General features: G+C 73.4%; 11 protein-coding genes. 4 read left to right on the top strand and 7 right to left on the bottom strand.

Annotation, left to right across the window (positions count from 1 at the left end; translation table 11 throughout):
* Positions 1–108: 108 nt before the first annotated feature.
* The 3 genes from FEF34_RS29680 to FEF34_RS29670 form a co-directional block, all read right to left on the bottom strand.
* The gene (locus tag FEF34_RS29680; protein WP_138055901.1) at positions 109–1,266 is read right to left on the bottom strand and encodes an acetyl-CoA C-acetyltransferase; all 1,158 of its coding nucleotides are present in this window, start codon (positions 1,264–1,266) and stop codon (positions 109–111) included.
* 60 nt (positions 1,267–1,326) lie between these two features.
* Positions 1,327–1,941 carry a TetR/AcrR family transcriptional regulator gene (locus FEF34_RS29675; protein WP_138055900.1) on the bottom strand — a complete coding sequence of 205 codons (615 nt, stop codon included), beginning with the start codon at positions 1,939–1,941 and terminating at the stop codon, positions 1,327–1,329.
* Positions 1,942–2,095: 154 nt separating this feature from the next.
* Positions 2,096–2,884, bottom strand: a complete 789-nt coding sequence (locus FEF34_RS29670; RefSeq protein WP_138055899.1) for an SDR family oxidoreductase — start codon at positions 2,882–2,884, stop codon at positions 2,096–2,098.
* 49 nt (positions 2,885–2,933) lie between these two features.
* Here FEF34_RS29670 and FEF34_RS29665 point away from each other — a divergent pair, with 49 nt between their 5' ends.
* The 4 genes from FEF34_RS29665 (at position 2,934) to FEF34_RS29650 (ending at position 9,498) form a co-directional block, all read left to right on the top strand.
* Positions 2,934–4,085, top strand: coding sequence for an acyl-CoA dehydrogenase family protein (locus FEF34_RS29665; RefSeq protein WP_138055898.1), 1,152 nt, complete (start codon positions 2,934–2,936; stop codon positions 4,083–4,085).
* A gap of 2 nt (positions 4,086–4,087) precedes the next feature.
* Complete coding sequence (locus tag FEF34_RS29660; RefSeq protein ID WP_138055897.1) at positions 4,088–5,098, top strand: acyl-CoA dehydrogenase family protein; 1,011 nt, start codon at positions 4,088–4,090, stop codon at positions 5,096–5,098.
* Positions 5,099–5,741: 643 nt separating this feature from the next.
* On the top strand, positions 5,742–7,922 hold the full coding sequence (locus FEF34_RS29655) for a DUF4139 domain-containing protein (protein WP_234043260.1): 2,181 nt from the start codon (positions 5,742–5,744) through the stop codon (positions 7,920–7,922).
* Between the two features lie 4 nt (positions 7,923–7,926).
* Complete coding sequence (locus tag FEF34_RS29650) at positions 7,927–9,498, top strand: DUF4139 domain-containing protein (RefSeq protein WP_138055896.1); 1,572 nt, start codon at positions 7,927–7,929, stop codon at positions 9,496–9,498.
* 109 nt (positions 9,499–9,607) lie between these two features.
* Here FEF34_RS29650 and FEF34_RS29645 read toward each other — a convergent pair whose 3' ends face one another.
* The 4 genes from FEF34_RS29645 to gltB all read right to left on the bottom strand — a co-directional run bounded on the left by FEF34_RS29645 (position 9,608) and on the right by gltB (position 17,637).
* Positions 9,608–10,078 (bottom strand): pyridoxamine 5'-phosphate oxidase family protein, encoded by a 471-nt coding sequence (locus tag FEF34_RS29645; protein ID WP_138055895.1) that lies wholly within the window; start codon positions 10,076–10,078, stop codon positions 9,608–9,610.
* A 213-nt stretch (positions 10,079–10,291) separates the two neighbouring features.
* Positions 10,292–11,014 carry a vWA domain-containing protein gene (locus FEF34_RS29640; RefSeq protein ID WP_138055894.1) on the bottom strand — a complete coding sequence of 241 codons (723 nt, stop codon included), beginning with the start codon at positions 11,012–11,014 and terminating at the stop codon, positions 10,292–10,294.
* A 580-nt stretch (positions 11,015–11,594) separates the two neighbouring features.
* Positions 11,595–13,055 (bottom strand): glutamate synthase subunit beta, encoded by a 1,461-nt coding sequence (locus tag FEF34_RS29635; protein ID WP_138055893.1) that lies wholly within the window; start codon positions 13,053–13,055, stop codon positions 11,595–11,597.
* A complete protein-coding gene (gene gltB / locus FEF34_RS29630; protein WP_138055892.1) occupies positions 13,048–17,637 on the bottom strand; it encodes a glutamate synthase large subunit in 4,590 nt (1,529 codons plus the stop codon). The genes FEF34_RS29635 and gltB overlap by 8 nt, the downstream gene beginning before the upstream one ends.
* Positions 17,638–17,853: the final 216 nt, after the last annotated feature.

Below are 17,853 nucleotides of genomic sequence, written 5' to 3'. Positions count from 1 at the left end.
CCGCGGTCCCGGCTCTCCCACTCGGCGGTTCCGCCCCGCGCGCCCGGGAAATGCGGTCGGTCCGGCCCCGGCGATCGGCACGCCGGGGCCCGCGCCCGGTGTGCGTCCCTACATCCGTTCGATGATCGTCACGTTGGCCTGGCCGCCGCCCTCGCACATCGTCTGGAGCCCGAACCGGCCGCCGGTGCGTTCCAGTTCGTGCAGCAGCGTGGTCATCAGCCGGACCCCAGTGGCGCCCAGGGGGTGCCCGAGGGCGATGGCGCCGCCGTTGACGTTGACGCGGGCCGGGTCGGCGCCCGTCTCCTCGAGCCAGGCGAGGGCGACCGGCGCGAAGGCCTCGTTGATCTCGACCAGGTCGATGTCGTCGATGGTGAGGCCGGTCTTCTTCAGCGCGTGGGCCGTCGCCGGGACGGGCGCCGACAGCATGCGGATCGGGTCCTCGCCGCGCACCGAGAGGTGGTGCACACGGGCGCGCGGGGTCAGCCCGTGCCGCCGTACGGCGCGTTCGCTCGCGAGCAGCATCGCCGCAGCCCCGTCCGACACCTGGGAGGAGCAGGCGGCGGTGATCGTGCCGCCCTCGACCACGGGCGGGAGGACCGCCATCCGCTCCAGGGTGGTGTCGCGGCGCGGGCCCTCGTCCTCGGTGACGCTGCCGTACGCGACGGTCTCCCGCGCGAAGCGCCCCTCGTCGATCGCACGCACGGCCCGCCGGTGGGAGCCGAGGGCGAACTCCTCCATGGCGCGGCGGGTGATGCCCCACTTCCGTGCGATGAGCTCGGCGCCGTGGAACTGGTCGACGGGCGCGTCGCCGTACCGGGCGCGCCAGCCCTCGCTGCCGGCGAACGGCCCCTCGGTGAGTCCCAGGGGCTCGGCCGCCCGCCGGGAGGCGAAGGCGATGGGTATCCGGGACATGTTCTGCACACCGCCGGCGACGACGAGGTCCTGGGTGCCCGACATCACGCCCTGGGCTGCGAAGTGCACGGCCTGCTGCGACGAGCCGCACTGACGGTCGACGGTGACGCCGGGCACCTCCTCGGGCAGCCCGGCGGCCAGCCAGCTCGTCCGGGCGACGTCGCCGGCCTGCGGGCCGACCGTGTCGAGACAGCCGAAGACGACGTCGTCCACGGCCGCCGGGTCTATCCCGGCGCGGTCGACCAGGGCCCTCAGGACGTGCGCGCCCAGATCGGCGGGGTGCACGGCGGCGAGGCCGCCCCCGCGCCGGCCCACCGGGGTGCGGACCGCTTCGACGATGAATGCATCGGCCATGGCTGCTCCGTAGGTCGTTGGGCGGCCCGGGAGGGCCGGGGGTCGGCGGACGTGCGGGGCTCAGTCCCGTACGGCGATGCCGTCCAGGACCATCGACAGGTACTGCCGGGCGATCTCCTCGGGGGCGTGGTGGCCGCCCGGCCGGTACCAGGACGCCGCGACCCACACCGTGTCGCGGACGAAGCGGTAGGTGAGCCGGACGTCCAGGTCGTCCCGGAAGGCGCCCGAGGCGACCCCGCGCTCCAGCGTCCCCAGCCACGCCTTCTCGAACTTCTCCTGGGAGTCGGCGAGATAGCGGAAGCGCGGCAGGGCGGAGAGGTGCCGGGACTCCTTCTGGTAGATGGCGACGGCCGCGCGGTGCCGGTCGATCTCCCGGAAGGACTCGGTGACGAGCGCCTCGATGGTCTCCCTCGGCCCGAGCCCGGCGGCGAGGACGGCGTCGTACCCCGCCCACAGCTCGTCGAGGAAGGTGGAGAGGATCTCGTCGACGATCGACTCCTTGGAGTCGAAGTGGTAGTAGAGGCTGCCCGCGAGCATTCCCGCCTCGTCGGCGATCCTGCGCACGGTGGTGGCGTTGTAGCCGTGGGCGGCGAACACCTCGGCGGCGGTGCCGAGGAGTTCGCGGCGCCGCTCGGGCGAGGCGCTCACCTGGTTCTTCTTCTTGGTCGTGGCCACGTGTCCATTCTGGTCCGGCTCGGGGCGGCCCGCGGACGGCCGGTCCCCTCCGGATGCCGGACACGCCCGGTCCGGTGCGGGTGGCGGGGGTACCCGGTCCCGCCCCGGGCCTGCGGATGTCCGGTCCACCGCGGCCCCCAGTGCGGTCACGGCACTAGGGATGCTGGGAGCTGACGGACACGGTCTCGCCGGTCATGTACGAGGAGTATCCGCTGGCGAGGAAGACGATCACGTTGGCGACCTCCCAGGGCTCGGCGTACCGGCCGAAGGCCTCCCGGGCGGTCAGGTCCTCCAGCAGTTCGGCGGAGGTGACCTTCACCAGGTGCGGGTGCATGGCGAGGCTGGGCGCCACGGCGTTGACGCGGACCCCGAACCCCGCCGCCTCGACGGCGGCGCACCGGGTGAGGGCCATGACCCCGGCCTTGGCGGCCGCGTAGTGGGCCTGTCCGGCCTGGGCACGCCAGCCGACCACGGAGGCGTTGTTGACGACGACTCCGCCGCGGCCGGTGTCGCGGAAGGCCCGCAGCGCGGCCCGGGTGCAACGGAACGTGCCGTTCAGGGTGACGTCGAGGACGCGGGACCACTGGGCGTCGGTCATGTCGACGAGCGCGGCCGTCCCGCCGAGGCCCGCGTTGTTGACGACGACGTCGAGGCCGCCGTGCAGCCGTGCCGCCTCGCCGAAGAGGGCCCGCACCTGCGTCTCGTCGGTGACGTCGCAGACCAGTGAGGCGACGGCGTCCGGACCGAACTCGTCCGCGAGCGCCTCCTCCGTCTCCTTCAGGCGTCGCGCGTGGACGTCTCCGATGACGACCCGCGCACCTTCCTCCAGGAGCCGCCGGGCGGTGGCCCCGCCTATCCCGGCCCCGGCGGCGGCCGTGACGACGGCGGTCCGGCCGGCCAGCAGCGCGTGCCCCGGAACGTACTGAGCCTTGTTGTCCGTCACACCGGCACGTTAACCTACCAAACACTTGTTAGGGAACCGAGGTGCGCTGATGGACCTGACGCACACGGCGGACGAGGACGCGTTCCGCGCCGAGGCCCGCGCCTGGCTGCGCGCGCACGTCCCGGACGTGCCACTGCCCTCGCTGGAGACCGGGGAGGGTTTCGCCGAGCACCGGCGGTGGGAGGCGAGGCTGGCCGCCGGCCGCTGGTCGGCGGTGTCGTGGCCGGAGCGGTACGGCGGCCGCGGGGCGGACGTCTTCCGGTGGCTGGTGTTCGAGGAGGAGTACTACGCGGCGGGCGCCCCCGGCCGGGTCTCCCAGAACGGCATCAGCCTGCTGGCGCCCACCCTGTTCGACCACGGCACGGAGGAGCAGCGGGAGCGGATCCTGCCGCCCATGGCGAGCGGCGAGGTGGTGTGGGCCCAGGCCTGGTCCGAGCCGGAGGCCGGCTCGGACCTCGCGTCGCTGCGCTCCCGAGCGGTCCGAACGGCGGGCGGCTGGCTGCTGTCCGGCCAGAAGACGTGGTCGTCGCGGGCGGCGTTCGCGGACCGGGCGTTCGGCATCTTCCGCACCGACCCGGACGCCGGGCGGCCGCACCGGGGGCTGACGTACCTGATGTTCGACCTGCGGGCCCCCGGGGTCACGGTCCGGCCGATCCGCCGGCTGGACGGGAAGCCCGCGTTCGCCGAGCTGTTCCTGGACGACGTGTTCGTCCCGGACGAGGACGTGATCGGCGAACCGGGGCAGGGCTGGCGCATCGCCATGTCGACGACGGGCAGCGAACGGGGGCTCACGCTCCGCTCCCCCGGCCGCTATCTTGCCGCGGCGCGGCGCCTGGTGGAGCTGTGGGGCGCCGCGGCCGACCCCTCCGACACGGCGCTGCGCGACCGCGTCGCGGACGCGGTGATCGGCGCGCGGGCGTACCAGCTGTTCACGTGCGCGGGCGCCTCGCGATTCGCGGCCGGTTCGGTGATCGGCGCGGAGTCGAGCCTGAACAAGGTGTTCTGGTCCGAGTACGACATCGCCCTGCACGAGACGGCGCTCGACCTGCTCGGCGCGGCGGGCGAGCCGGCGGACGGACCCGGCGGGTGGGCGGAGGGGTACGTGTTCGCCCTGGCCGGGCCGGTCTACGCGGGCACGAACGAGATCCAGCGCGACATCATCGCCGAGCGGCTGCTCGGCCTGCCGAAGGGACGCCGCTGACCATGCGCTTCCTGCCGACCGACGAACAGCTGGCGTTCGTCCGCTCGTTGGACGCGCTGCTGTCGGCCGCGGACACGCCCACGGTGGCGCGCGCCTGGGCGGCGGGCGACCCCGCACCCGGCCGGGCGCTGTGGTCGCGGATCGCCGGTTCCGGCGTGTTGGCGCTGGCCGTGCCCGAGGCGTACGAGGGGGTCGGGCCGCTGCCGGTCGAACTGGCCCTCGCGTTCGTCGAACTGGGCCGGCACGCCGCGCCGGGCCCACTGGTGGAGACGGTCGCGGGCGCGGTGCTCGTGGCGGCCCTGAACGAGCCCGCACTCGCCGAACACCTGCTGCCCGGCATCGCGTCGGGCGGCCTGCTGCTCTCGCTGCACACGCCGGGGACGGGTCCGTACGCCCTGGACGCGGACGCGGCGGACCGCCTGCTCGTGGTCGACCACGGTGACGGCGACGGCGACGGCCTGGCACTGCGGATCGCCGCCGGGCACGGGCCGGTGCGCGCCTCCGTCGACCCGGTGCGGCGGCTCTCCGTGCCGGGCACGGGCGGGGAGGTGGTCGCCGCCGGGCCCGACGTCGCGGCGGCGGTGCGGCAGGCGACGGACTGGGCGCGGCTCGTGACGGCGGCCCAGGCGCTCGGCGTCGGGCTCGCGCTGCTGGAGCGGACCGTCGCCCACGTGCGGCAGCGCAGCCAGTTCGGGGCGCCGATCGGCTCCTTCCAGGCGGTCAAGCACCGGCTGGCGGACACGCTGATCGCCCTGGAGTTCGCCCGCCCGCTCGTACACGGGGCGGCACTCACGCTCGCCGCCGCGGATGTCGCGGCGGCGAAGACCGCCGCGGGCGAGGCCGCGTACGCCGCCGCCCGCACCGCGCTCCAGCTCCACGGCGCCGTCGGCTACACCGACGAGCTGGACCTGTCCCTGTGGCTGCGCAAGGCGCGCCCGCTGCGGGACGCGTGGGGCACCCCGGCGCAGTGCAGGGCGGCGGTGCTGGAGGGCTCGGCCCCGGCCCGGGCGTAGCCGGGCGGCAGCACGGGGCGTGGCCGGCGGGCGGGCGCACGGCGTACGGAGGCGTCGGTGCGCCGGCGCTGCCGAACCGCCTCTGTCGCCGGTGGGCCGCCCGGCCGTCGGCGGGCCCGGCCCGCCGGTACGCGGGTGCCCGCCGACCCCGCCGGTCCCGCAGTGCGGCCGGTACCGCCGGGGGCCGGCCCAGTGCCGCTGACAGCCGGAGCCGCCGGAACGCTCCGACGCCGCCATAGGCGCCGGCGTCCGACACCACCGGGACCCAGCACGTCCACTACCGCGAAGCCGGGGCCCGGAACCTCCTTAGCCGCGTACCGCCGACGCCGCCATAGGCGCCGGCGCCCGGTACCGCCGGGCCGAGCAGGGCCGGGAACCGCCGGAGCAGCACAAGCCGCCGGAACGCTCCGACGCCACCACAGGCCCAGACGTCCGACACCACCGGGACCCAGCACGTCCACTACCGCGAAGCCGGGGCCCGGAACCTCCTTAGCCGCGTACCGCCGACGCCGCCATAGGCGCCGGCGCCCGGTACCGCCGGGCCGAGCGGGGCCGGGTCCGGGTCGGCCGGACGCCGCCGGGTGGGGAGCCGCTCGCGTAGGCTTCGCTCCACGTGGACGCAACTGGGGGCGGGGGCGGGCGGATGACGGCCGAGACGGCGCAGCGGTGGGGATCTGCCCTCGATTCGGTGGTGGTGTACGCGCGGGGTGCGCTCTGCCGCCGGCTGGCCCGGGGAGTCGTACCGGCGGACGGCCGGGTGCGGGTGAAGGGACTCCCCCGCTCGCTGGACGCCGGTTCCCTGCGGGCCCGGGTTTTGGGCGGGTCCGGCGTACGGGTCGTCGAGGCCCGGGTGGAGGTCGAGGCGGAGCCGGCCCCCGCCGAGAACTCCGGCGGCCTGTGGCGCGAGGTCGAACGGCTGCGCGACGAGCGCGCGGCGGCGGAGGGGCGCAGGGACCGTCAACTCGGTCTGATCGGGGAGGTCGAGGCGCTGCGTCCGGTCCCGCCCGCCCGCAGGCGCGAGGACCCGCACCGCCGCACACCGGTCGACGCCTGGCTGGGACTCGGCGACTTCGTCGACGAGCGGCTGACGGTTCTGCACGCCCGGCTCGCCGAACTGGAGAAGGCGCTGCGCGCGGTCGACCACGAGTTCGACGTCGCCGTGGCCAGGCTCGAACGCGCCTCCACCGAAGCACCGTCGGCGGATGTGGAGACCACGGTCTCCGTCGTCCTGACCCTCAGCAGAGCCGAAACCGGGGCCGAAGCCGCGGTCGGAGCGCGAGCGGAAGCCGGGTCCGGGGTCGGGGTCGGAGCGCGAGCGGAAGCCGGGTCCGGATCCGGGGACGGCGAGCGGGAGCCGGGGACGGACGCGGCGGAGGTCGAGGTGGAGCTGGAGTACGGGGTGCCGGGCGCGGTCTGGGTGCCCGCCTACCGGCTCACCCACCGTCAGGGCGACGGGGGCGGCCGACTGGTGCTGCGCGCCTCGGTCGCCCAGCGCACCGGCGAGGACTGGACGGGCGTACGCATCGGCGTGTCCACCGCCGACCTGCGGCGGCGCACGGACCTGCCGAGGCTCCGCTCGGTCCGTATCGGGCGCCGTCAGCCCGCCCCCGCGCCCTCCGGCTGGCGCGAGCCCCCGGCAGGGCTCGCCGACCTGTTCACGGGTTACGACGCTGCGGGCCCGCGCCCCGCCGCCGGGGCAGGCTCCGTACCCGTTCCGGTGGCCGCCGGCTCCGCGCCCGTTCCCCGACCGCCACTGCCACCGCCACCGGCTCCGCAGGGCTACGGCTCCCCGCCCGCCGCGCTCCCGGACCCCGGCGGTCCGCCCGGCGCCGCCCCGGAAGCCTTCGGCGGCGGGGCACGCGATCTCGCACGCCCGGCCGGGGCGCGACCGGGCGCCGGGCCGCGCACGCGCGGCGCGGCCTTCGCGGCCCGCGTCCCCATGGCTCCGGCCGCCCCCGGCAGTTCCGCCGCGCCACCGGCGGCCGGTCCTCCACGGCCGAGCGGTGCCGAGCTCGACTACGCCGCCCTCGTCCTGAGCGGCCCGGACGAGCAGCACAGTCGCAGGGGGCGGCTCTTCCCCGCTTCCCCCGGCGACCCGGTGGCCGCCGAGTACCGCCGCCGGGCCGAGGCGGTGGCCGCGCTGCCGCTGCCCGGGCACGCCGTGCCGCCCCGCGAGTCGGCGGGCTCCTTCGACCACCGCTACGACGCCGCCGCCCGCGCCGACATCCCGTCGGACGGCACCTGGCACACCGTCACCGTCGCCGAGATGCCCGTCGGTCTGCGCACCGAGTACCTCTGCGTGCCGTCCGTGGAGGAGACCGTGTACGCCACGCTGGTACTGTCCAACGCCACCGACCGGGCCCTCCTGGCCGGCCCGGTGGAGGTCACCGTCGACGACCGCTTCGTGCTGACCGCCGCACTGCCCACGCTCGCCCCGGGCGGGGTCCGCCGCGTGGGTCTCGGCCCGGCGGAGGCCGTCCGGGTCACCCGCCGCACCGAGCTGCACGAATCCACCGCGGGCCTGCGCAACAACACCACCGTGCTCGACCACCGGATCCACGTGGAGCTGGCCAACCGGCTCGGGAGCCACGTCACCGTGGAGGTCCGCGAGCGCGTGCCGGTCACCTCGGAACCGGACGCGAGGATCGAGGAACGGGCCGACTGGACGGCACCCGTGGACGGTGAAGGACCCGAACACCACGCGCCCGGTACCCGCATCTGGCGGGTGGACCTTCCCGCCGGCGCCACCGCCGCGCTCGACGGCGGCTACGAGATCCGCATCCCGGCCGGCAAGGCCCTCGCCGGCGGCAACCGGAGGAGCTGAAGCCATGCCCACGGCCCCGTTGCCGATTCCCTTGCCCGTCACCGCCGCGACCTGCCTGGAGGACCGGGCCCACGTCGAGCGCGTCACCGTGCTGGATCTCGCGGCCGGTGTCCAGCTGCTGCGTCTCGGGCCGGTCAGCGCGCTGGCCCTCGACCGCACCCTGCACGCCGAGCTGACGACCGATCACCCGGACCGTCCGGCGAGCGTGCTCGATCTGCGGATCGTCCGCGACTGGACGCCGCGGAGCCCGCAGCCGCCCACCGGCGACGACTCGGCGCTCCGCCGTGGCGAGCATGAACTCGAAGAGGAACAGAAGGCCCTGGAACAGCGGCGCGACCGTCTTCGGGCCCGCCTCGACCTGCTCGGCCGGCTCGCCGCCGATCTGCTGCGGGAGATCGGCGAGGGCGCCGGGGCGGGCGAGACCGAACCGGAGCGCTGGTCCCGCGAACTGGACCGGGTGGACACCGAGCGCGACACCTACGGCGAGGAGCTCCGCACCGTGGAAGCCCGGCTGGCCGCCGTCGCGGCCGGACTCGGGGAGACCCGCCGGGCGCTGGCCCTCACCGAGACGGAGCCCGCCGAGCTGACCGGCCACATCGAGCTGACCGTGGACGCCGCGGCGGCCGGTCCGGCCCGGCTCCGGCTGAGTCATCTGACTCCGTGTGCCCTGTGGCGGCCCGCCTACCGGGCCGTGCTCGACGGCGGGACCCTGACGCTGGAGACCGACGCGATGGTCTGGCAGCGCACCGGCGAGGACTGGTCGGGCGTGCGGCTGACGTTCTCGACGGCCCGTTCGGCGCTGGCCACCGACCCACCGCGGCTCGACGAGGACCGGCTGTCGCTCAGGGACCGCTCTGCGGCCGAGCGCCGCACGGTCGACGTCGAACTGCGCGAGGAGGAGGTCGGGGACCTCGGCCCGGCCCCGGTGGTCGGTCTGCCCGGGGTGGACGACGGCGGCGAGGCAAGGGTGCTGGAGTCACCGACTCCGGTCTCGGTGGCCGGCGACGGCCGTGCCCACCGGGTGCCCGTCTCCGCCTTCACCTCGGCCGCGCGCAGCGAGTACGCCTGCTCGCCCGAGCTGTCACCGCTGGTCACACAGGTCGTACGGGGCGACAACCGGTCCGGCCACGCGCTGCTCGCCGGGCCCGTTGACCTGATCCGCGACAGCGGCTTCACCGGCCGTGGCACGCTGGCCTTCACGGCACCCGGCGCTCCCGTCGAGCTGGCCTTCGGCAGTTCCGACGACCACCGCGTGGTGCGGGAGACCGAGGAGACCCGCGGCACCGCCGGCATCACGCAGCGGACCGTGGTCACCCGCACGGTCCGGCTGCACCTGTCCCGGTTCTCCGCACCCGGGGAGCACGACGAGCGGATGGTCGCCCTCCGCGAACGGATCCCGGTCTCCGAGGTCTCGGCCGTGGAGGTGTCCCTGCGCAAGGAAGCCTGCTCGCCGCCGCCCGACGTGCTCGACGCCGACGGCATCGCCCGCTGGGACATCGCCCTCCCACCGGGAGGCCACCGCACGGTGACGCTGGTCTACGAACTGTCGGCGAGCGCCAAGGTGGCCGGGCTCTGAGCCTCCGCTCGGCACCGCGCGGGGCGCCGGTCCGGTGACCGGGCGAACGGGGCACCGACACCACCTCGCGCAGCCCGGCCCTGCGTTGTCCACGCTCGGGTCACTACACCTAGCGGCGCCGCACGGTCCGCAGGCCACGGCCCGGCTGCCAGTCGCGGACGACCAGTTCGTCGCCCTCCACCCCGATCCGCACGACCTCCGTCAGCTCCACTCGGAAGAGGTGGAACGGCTCCGGAGCCTCGGTCGCCGACTGGAACGGGGCCTTCGCCTCCGGGTCGGTCACCTCGACGGCCCGTCCGCCGATGCGGGCGTCCCCGTCGGCCATGGAGTCGTCCGCGCCCGGGTTGGCGTGGATCGCGAACCGCGGGTCGCGCAGCAGGTCCAGCGCCTTGCGGGAGTCCGGCATCATCCCCAGCCACAGCTCGCCGGAACGGAAGGTCACCTCCAGCCCGCTGAGCCGTGGTGATCCGTCCTTGCGGAGGGTCGCGAGGACATGGTGCTTGTACTTCTCGAAGCGCTCCCGCACCACCGTGGCGAAGTCCGGCTCCGCCGCCTGAAAGTCTGCCCAGCTGTTGCTCATGGGCCAAGGAAACCCCGAATACCGGACATCTGCCGTCGGGTATCCGGAGCGGATCGCCGTGACGGCCACCACGTCACTCCGACGGCGGCCACCTCGTATCCGCGGCCCGGTCGACGTCCGACCGGCGGCCACCTCGTACCGCGGCACGGTCGGGGTCCGACCGGCGGCCACCTCGTACCGCGGCCCGGTCGACGTCCGACGGGGTACCCGGCGTCAGGCGCGCACGATGCCCATCGCCCGCGCGTTCGCCAGCCATGCCGGGAACTCGGACAGCAGGCGGTCGTACAACTCCGTGTCCGGGACCTTCCGCGGGTCCTGCCCGGCGTGGAAGAAGCCCGCGTTGTCGACGGGGCGCTTGGCGGGGACCGCGAGGTCGTCGAGTCTGCGCAGGAAGTCGAACTGCCTGCTGTCGGGGTCGCCGAAGCCGATGAACTGCCAGAACATCGGCAGCCTGGCCGCCTTGCACACATAGCGTTCGGCAGCGGCCCGGTTGCTGGGGCCGCCGTCGGTCTGGAAGACGACGAGTGCGGGATCGGTTGCACCGCTGTCCAGATAGTCGTCGATGACCGCGTCCATCGCGAGGTGGTAGTTGGTCCTGCCCATGTGACCGAGCCCGGCCACGATCCGGTCTATCCGGCCCTCGTGGTCGGCGAGTTCGATGTCGGTTTCGGCGTCGATGTCCGTGGAGAAGACGACGACGGGGACGCGCCCGTCGTCGTCCAGATGGGCCGAGAGCCCGAGGACACGGTCCGCGAGGGCCTGGACGCTGCCGTCCCCGTAGTACTGCCTCATGGAACCGGAGTAGTCGAGCACCAGGTAGACCGCCGCACGCCGGCCGCTCAGCCCGTGCTTCGCCAGCGACACCGCCGCGGACTTGTAGAGGCTGACGAGCGCCGGAGCGGTCTCCTCGATCTTGCGCAGGCTGATGGCCGCCATGGACGTGTCTCCGTTCGCCGGGCTCCCGGGTGCCGCTGCGGGCCGCGCCCGTGCCGTGAGACTACGCGCGGAACCGGGATGCACAGGAGACGAATACCCGGAATCCGGGCAGGAATCCGGACACGCACCACCCGGGCGCGCCCGTTCGCCGGACTCCCGGCTGCCACTGCGGGCCGCGCCCGCGCCGTGAGACCACGCGCCGGACCGGGATGCACAGGAGACGAATACCCGGAATCCGGGCAGGAATCCGGACACGCACCACCCGGGCGCGCCCGTTCGCCGGACTCCCGGCTGCCACTGCGGGCCGCGCCCGCGCCGTGAGACCACGCGCCGGACCGGGATGCACAGGAGACGAATACCCGGAATCCGGGCAGGAATCCGGGCAGGAATCCGGACACGCACCACCCGGGCGCGCGGACCGCGAGGCTACGCGCGCGTACCGTCACCCCGGAAGATGCCGCGGCGCCCGCCCATCATCCGGTCGGGGACGGGGGCAGGCGCCGCGTCTGTTCCGTACGCCTTTGTACGGGACGTATATGAGGGACCGTCAGCACACGGTCCGGCTGGTGGGACTGCCCGGTCAGACCGTCAGGGCGCGGTCCGTCGGGCGGATCGGGGCGGGCAGTTCGCTCGCGCCCGTGAGGTAGTGGTCCACCCCGCGCGCCGCGGAGCGGCCCTCGGCGATGGCCCAGACGATCAGGGACTGGCCGCGACCCGCGTCGCCGGCGACGTAGACGCCGTCGATGTTGGTGGCGAAGTCGGCGTCGCGGGCGATGTTGCCGCGCTCGTCCAGCGCCAGGCCGAACTGGGAGACCAGGCCGTTCTCGACGTCGGTGCCGGTGAAGCCCATGGCGAGGGTGACCAGCTGGGCCGGGATGGCACGCTCGGTGCCCGGCTTGCGGGTGAGCTTGCCGTCGACGAACTCGACCTCGACGAGGTGCAGGGACTGCACGTTGCCGTCCGCGTCGCCCTCGAAGTGGGTGGTGGAGACGGAGTAGACCCGCTCGCCGCCCTCCTCGTGCGCGGACGTCACCTTGTAGAGCATCGGGAACGTCGGCCACGGCTGGCCGGAGCTGCGCTCCTCGCCCGGCCGGGGCATGATCTCCAGCTGGGTGACGGACGCCGCGCCCTGGCGGTGGGCGGTACCGACGCAGTCGGCGCCGGTGTCGCCGCCGCCGATGACGACGACGTGCTTGCCCTCGGCGGTGATCGGCGGGGTCACGAAGTCGCCCTCGACGACCTTGTTGGAGAGCGGCAGGTACTCCATCGCCTGGTGGATGCCGTTCAGTTCACGGCCCTGCACCGGAAGGTCGCGCGCGGTCGTGGCACCGGCGGCGATGACGACCGCGTCGAACCGCTTGCGCAGGTCCGTCGCCGTGAGGTCACGGCCGATCTCGATCCCGGTACGGAACTTGGTGCCCTCGGCGCGCATCTGCTCGATACGCCGGTTGACGTGCCGCTTCTCCATCTTGAACTCGGGGATCCCGTAGCGGAGGAGACCGCCGACGCGGTCGGCGCGCTCGTAGACGACGACGGTGTGGCCGGCCCGCGTCAGCTGCTGGGCGGCGGCGAGGCCCGCCGGCCCGGAGCCGATCACCGCGACGGTCCTGCCGGACAGCCGCTCCGGCGGCTGCGGCTTGACGTCACCCGTGTCCCAGGCCTTGTCGATGATCGAGACCTCGACGTTCTTGATGGTGACGGCGGGCTGGCTGATGCCGAGGACGCACGCCGACTCGCACGGGGCGGGACACAGCCGTCCGGTGAACTCCGGGAAGTTGTTCGTGGCGTGCAGCCGCTCGCTCGCCGCCTGCCAGTTCTCGCGGTAGGCGTAGTCGTTCCACTCCGGGATGAGGTTCCCGAGCGGGCAGCCGTTGTGGCAGAACGGGATGCCGCAGTCCATGCAGCGCCCGGCCTGCTTGCTGATGATCGGCAGCAGTGAGCCGGGGACGTAGACCTCGTTCCAGTCCTTGACGCGCTCGGGGACCGGGCGGGTCTCGGCGACCTCGCGCCCGGTGGTCAGGAAGCCCTTGGGGTCAGCCATGGGTCGCCGCCTCCATCATCTTCTCGGTGGTCTCCCGCTCGGAGAGACCGGCGAGCTCAGCGGCGTCCTTGGCGGCGAGCACGGCCTTGTACGTGGTCGGGATGATCTTGCTGAACCGGTCCGCTGCTGCGGGCCAGTCGGCGAGGAGCTTCTCGGCCACGGTGGAACCCGTCTCCTCGTGGTGGCGGCGCACGACGTCGTGCAGCCACTCCTTGTCGGCGTCGCTCGGGGTCTCGACGGCGTTCGCGTTGCCGGCGTTGACGTTGTCCTCGTCGAGGTCGACGACGTACGCGACACCGCCGGACATGCCGGCCGCGAAGTTGCGTCCCGTCTCGCCGAGGACGACGGCGTGGCCGCCGGTCATGTACTCGCAGCCGTGGTCACCCACGCCCTCGGAGACCACCAGTGCACCGGAGTTGCGGACGCAGAAGCGCTCGCCGGTGCGGCCGCGCAGGTACAGCTCGCCGCCGGTGGCGCCGTAGGCGATGGTGTTGCCCGCGATGGTCGAGTACTCGGCCAGGTGGTCGGCGCCGCGGTCGGGGCGGACGACGACCCGGCCGCCGGAGAGACCCTTGCCGACGTAGTCGTTGGCGTCGCCCTCCAGGCGCAGCGTGACGCCGCGCGGCAGGAAGGCGCCGAAGGACTGGCCGGCCGATCCGGTGAAGGTGATGTCGATGGTGTCGTCGGGCAGGCCGGCACCGCCGAACTTCTTGGTCACCTCGTGGCCGAGCATGGTGCCGACGGTCCGGTTGATGTTCCGGATCGCGACCTGGGCGCGGACCGGCTGGGCCTCCTCGGCGGTGGCCGCGGCCAGCGCGTCCGCGGACAGCTTGATCAGCTCGTTGTCCAGGGCCTTCTCCAGGCCGTGGTCCTGCTCGACCAGCTGGTGGCGGACGGCGCCCTCGGGCAGCTCGGGCACGTGGAACAGCGGCGCCAGGTCGAGGCCCTGGGCCTTCCAGTGGTTCACGGCCCGGGTGGTGTCCAGCAGCTCGGCGTGACCGACCGCCTCGTCCAGAGTGCGGAAGCCCAGCTCGGCGAGCAGTTCACGGACCTCCTCGGCGATGAACTCGAAGAAGTTGACGACGAACTCGGCCTTGCCGGTGAAGCGCTCGCGCAGGACCGGATTCTGCGTGGCGATGCCGACCGGACAGGTGTCCAGGTGGCAGACGCGCATCATGACGCAGCCGGAGACGACGAGCGGGGCGGTCGCGAAACCGAACTCCTCGGCGCCGAGGAGCGCGGCGATGACGACGTCGCGGCCGGTCTTCAGCTGACCGTCGGTCTGCACGACGATCCGGTCACGGAGGCCGTTGAGCAGCAGCGTCTGCTGGGTCTCGGCGAGGCCGAGCTCCCAGGGGCCGCCCGCGTGCTTCAGCGAGGTGAGCGGCGAGGCACCGGTGCCGCCGTCGTGGCCGGAGATGAGGACCACGTCCGCGTGGGCCTTGGAGACGCCCGCGGCGACCGTGCCGACGCCGACCTCGGACACCAGCTTCACGTGGATGCGGGCGGCCGGGTTGGCGTTCTTGAGGTCGTGGATCAGCTGCGCCAGGTCCTCGATCGAGTAGATGTCGTGGTGCGGTGGCGGGGAGATCAGGCCGACACCCGGGGTGGAGTGCCGGGTCTTGGCGACCCACGGGTAGACCTTGGGGCCGGGCAGCTGGCCGCCCTCGCCGGGCTTGGCGCCCTGGGCCATCTTGATCTGGATGTCGTCCGCGTTGACCAGGTACTCGGAGGTCACCCCGAAGCGGCCGGAGGCGACCTGCTTGATGCTGGAGCGGCGCGCCGGGTCGTACAGGCGGTCCGGGTCCTCGCCGCCCTCACCGGTGTTGGACTTGCCGCCCAGCTGGTTCATGGCGATGGCGAGGGTCTCGTGCGCCTCCTTGGAGATGGAGCCGTACGACATGGCGCCGGTGGAGAAGCGCCTGACGATCTCGCTGACCGGCTCGACCTCGTCGAGGGGGATCGACGGGCGGTCGGACTTGAAGCCGAACAGTCCGCGGAGCGTCATCAGGCGCTCGGACTGCTCGTTCACCCGGCCCGTGTACTGCTTGAAGATGTCGTAGCGCTTGGTGCGCGTGGCGTGCTGCAGGCGGAAGACGGTCTCCGGGTCGAACAGGTGCGGCTCGCCCTCGCGGCGCCACTGGTACTCGCCGCCGATCTCCAGCGCGCGGTGCGCCGGCGCGATGCCGCTGGCCGGGTACGCCTTGGCGTGCCGGGCGGCGACCTCCTCGGCGACGACGCCGAGGCCGGCCCCGCCGATCTTCGTCGCGGTGCCGTCGAAGTACTTGGCGACGAAGGCGTCGTCGAGACCGACGGCCTCGAAGACCTGTGCGCCGCGGTAGGAGGCGACGGTCGAGATGCCCATCTTGGACATGACCTTGAGAACGCCCTTGCCGAGGGCCTTGATCAGGTTCCGGATCGCCTGCTCGGGCTCCAGTCCCTCGATGAACGTACCGGCGCGCAGCAGGTCCTCCACCGACTCCATCGCCAGGTACGGGTTGACCGCGGCGGCGCCGAAGCCGATGAGCAGCGCGACGTGGTGCACCTCGCGGACGTCGCCGGCCTCGACCAGCAGGCCCACGTGGGTGCGCTGCTTGGTGCGGATGAGGTGGTGGTGGACCGCGGCCGTGAGCAGCAGCGACGGGATCGGCGCGTGCTCGGCGTCGGAGTGCCGGTCGGACAGCACGATCAGCCGGGCGCCGCCCTCGATGGCGGCGTCGGCCTCGGCGCAGATCTCGTCCAGCCGGGCGGCCAGGGCGTCGCCGCCGCCGGAGACCCGGAAGAGTCCGGACAGGGTGACGGCCTTCATGCCGGGCATGTCGCCGTCGGCGTTGATGTGGATGAGCTTGGCCAGCTCGTCGTTGTCGATCACCGGGAACGGCAGGGTGACCGAGCGGCAGGACGCCGCGGTCGGCTCCAGCAGGTTGCCCTGCGGACCGAGCGAGGAGATCAGCGAGGTGACGAGCTCCTCGCGGATGGCGTCCAGCGGCGGGTTGGTGACCTGCGCGAACAGCTGGGTGAAGTAGTCGAAGAGCAGCCGCGGGCGCTCGGAGAGGGCCGCGATCGGCGAGTCGGTGCCCATGGAGCCGATCGGCTCGGCGCCGGTGCGGGCCATCGGCGCGAGCAGGACGCGCAGCTCCTCCTCGGTGTAGCCGAAGGTCTGCTGGCGGCGCGTGACCGAGGCGTGGGTGTGGACGATGTGCTCGCGCTCGGGCAGGTCGCCGAGTTCGATGATCCCGGCCTCGAGCCACTCCTCGTAGGGGTGCTCGGCGGCCAGCGACGCCTTGATCTCGTCGTCCTCGATGATGCGGTGCTCGGCGGTGTCGACGAGGAACATCCGGCCCGGCTGGAGGCGGCCCTTGCGGACGACCTTGGCGGGGTCGATGTCCAGGACGCCGACCTCGGAGGAGAGCACGACCAGGCCGTCGTCGGTGACCCAGTAGCGGCCGGGGCGCAGGCCGTTGCGGTCGAGGACCGCGCCGACCTGGACGCCGTCGGTGAAGGTCACGCAGGCCGGGCCGTCCCAGGGCTCCATCATCGTGGAGTGGTACTGGTAGAAGGCGCGCCGGGCCGGGTCCATGGAGTCGTGGTTCTCCCACGCCTCGGGGACCATCATCAGGACGCTGTGGGGCAGCGAGCGGCCGCCGAGGTGGAGGAGCTCCAGGACCTCGTCGAAGGAGGCGGAGTCGGAGGCGTCCGGGGTGCAGACCGGGAAGATCCGGTCCAGGTCCCTTTCTCCGAACAGTTCGCTGACCAGCTGCGACTCACGGGCCCGCATCCAGTTGCGGTTGCCCTTGACGGTGTTGATCTCACCGTTGTGCGCCACGAAGCGGTACGGGTGGGCGAGCGGCCAGCTCGGGAACGTGTTCGTGGAGAAGCGCGAGTGGACCAGGGCCACGGCGGTGGCGAGACGGCGGTCCGAGAGGTCCGGGAAGAAGGGCTCCAGCTGGCCGGTGGTCAGCATGCCCTTGTAGACGATGGTGCGGGCCGAGAGCGACGGGAAGTACACGCCGGCCTCGCGCTCTGCGCGCTTGCGCAGCACGAACGCCTTGCGGTCGAGGGCGATACCGCTGATCGCGCCTCCCCCGGAGCCTTCGGCCCGGGAGGTGCCCCCGCTCACGAAGAGCTGGCGGAAGGCGGGCATCGTCGAGCGGGCGGTGGCGCCGAGCAGCTCGGGCGCGACGGGGACCTCACGCCAGCCGAGGACGTCGAGACCCTCCTCGGCGGCGATCGTCTCGATCCGTGAGACAGCCTCGTCCTCGGCGCCCTGGGGGACGAAGGCGATGCCGACGGCGTACGAACCGGCCTCGGGGAGCTCGAATCCGGCGACCTCGCGCAGGAAGGCGTCAGGCACCTGGAGCAGGATGCCGGCCCCGTCGCCGGAGTCGGGCTCGGAGCCGGTGGCGCCGCGGTGCTCGAGGTTGCGCAGAACGGTCAACGCCTGCTCGACCAGCTCATGGCTGGCAACACCGGTGAGGGTGGCCACGAACCCGACGCCGCAGGCGTCGTGTTCGTTACGGGGGTCGTACATCCCCTGCGGAGCGGGGCGACCGTCCATGGGCGACCAGGCGTCGGAACGCATCGGCTCTCCCGTCGTCGTCGTGGCATGTGGCGGTGCCGAGGGACGACGTTGGCCCTCCGCTGAAATTTCGTGCAGGTTACATGATGGAGCGGTTCTCGGGAAGCGGATAGCCCATTCCAACATGCGGACACCGCGCTATGGGGATCTGATAGCGGCGCAGGTGGGGGAGGGTGCGGACAAGATCGGCTTGGGATCGGCGTCCACGGACCCGGGATG

Source organism: Streptomyces marianii (assembly GCF_005795905.1).
GTDB classification, from domain to species: Bacteria; Actinomycetota; Actinomycetes; order Streptomycetales; family Streptomycetaceae; genus Streptomyces; species Streptomyces marianii.
Note: the sequence above shows the minus strand (reverse complement) of the source record. Positions and strands in the feature narration are given on the sequence as shown.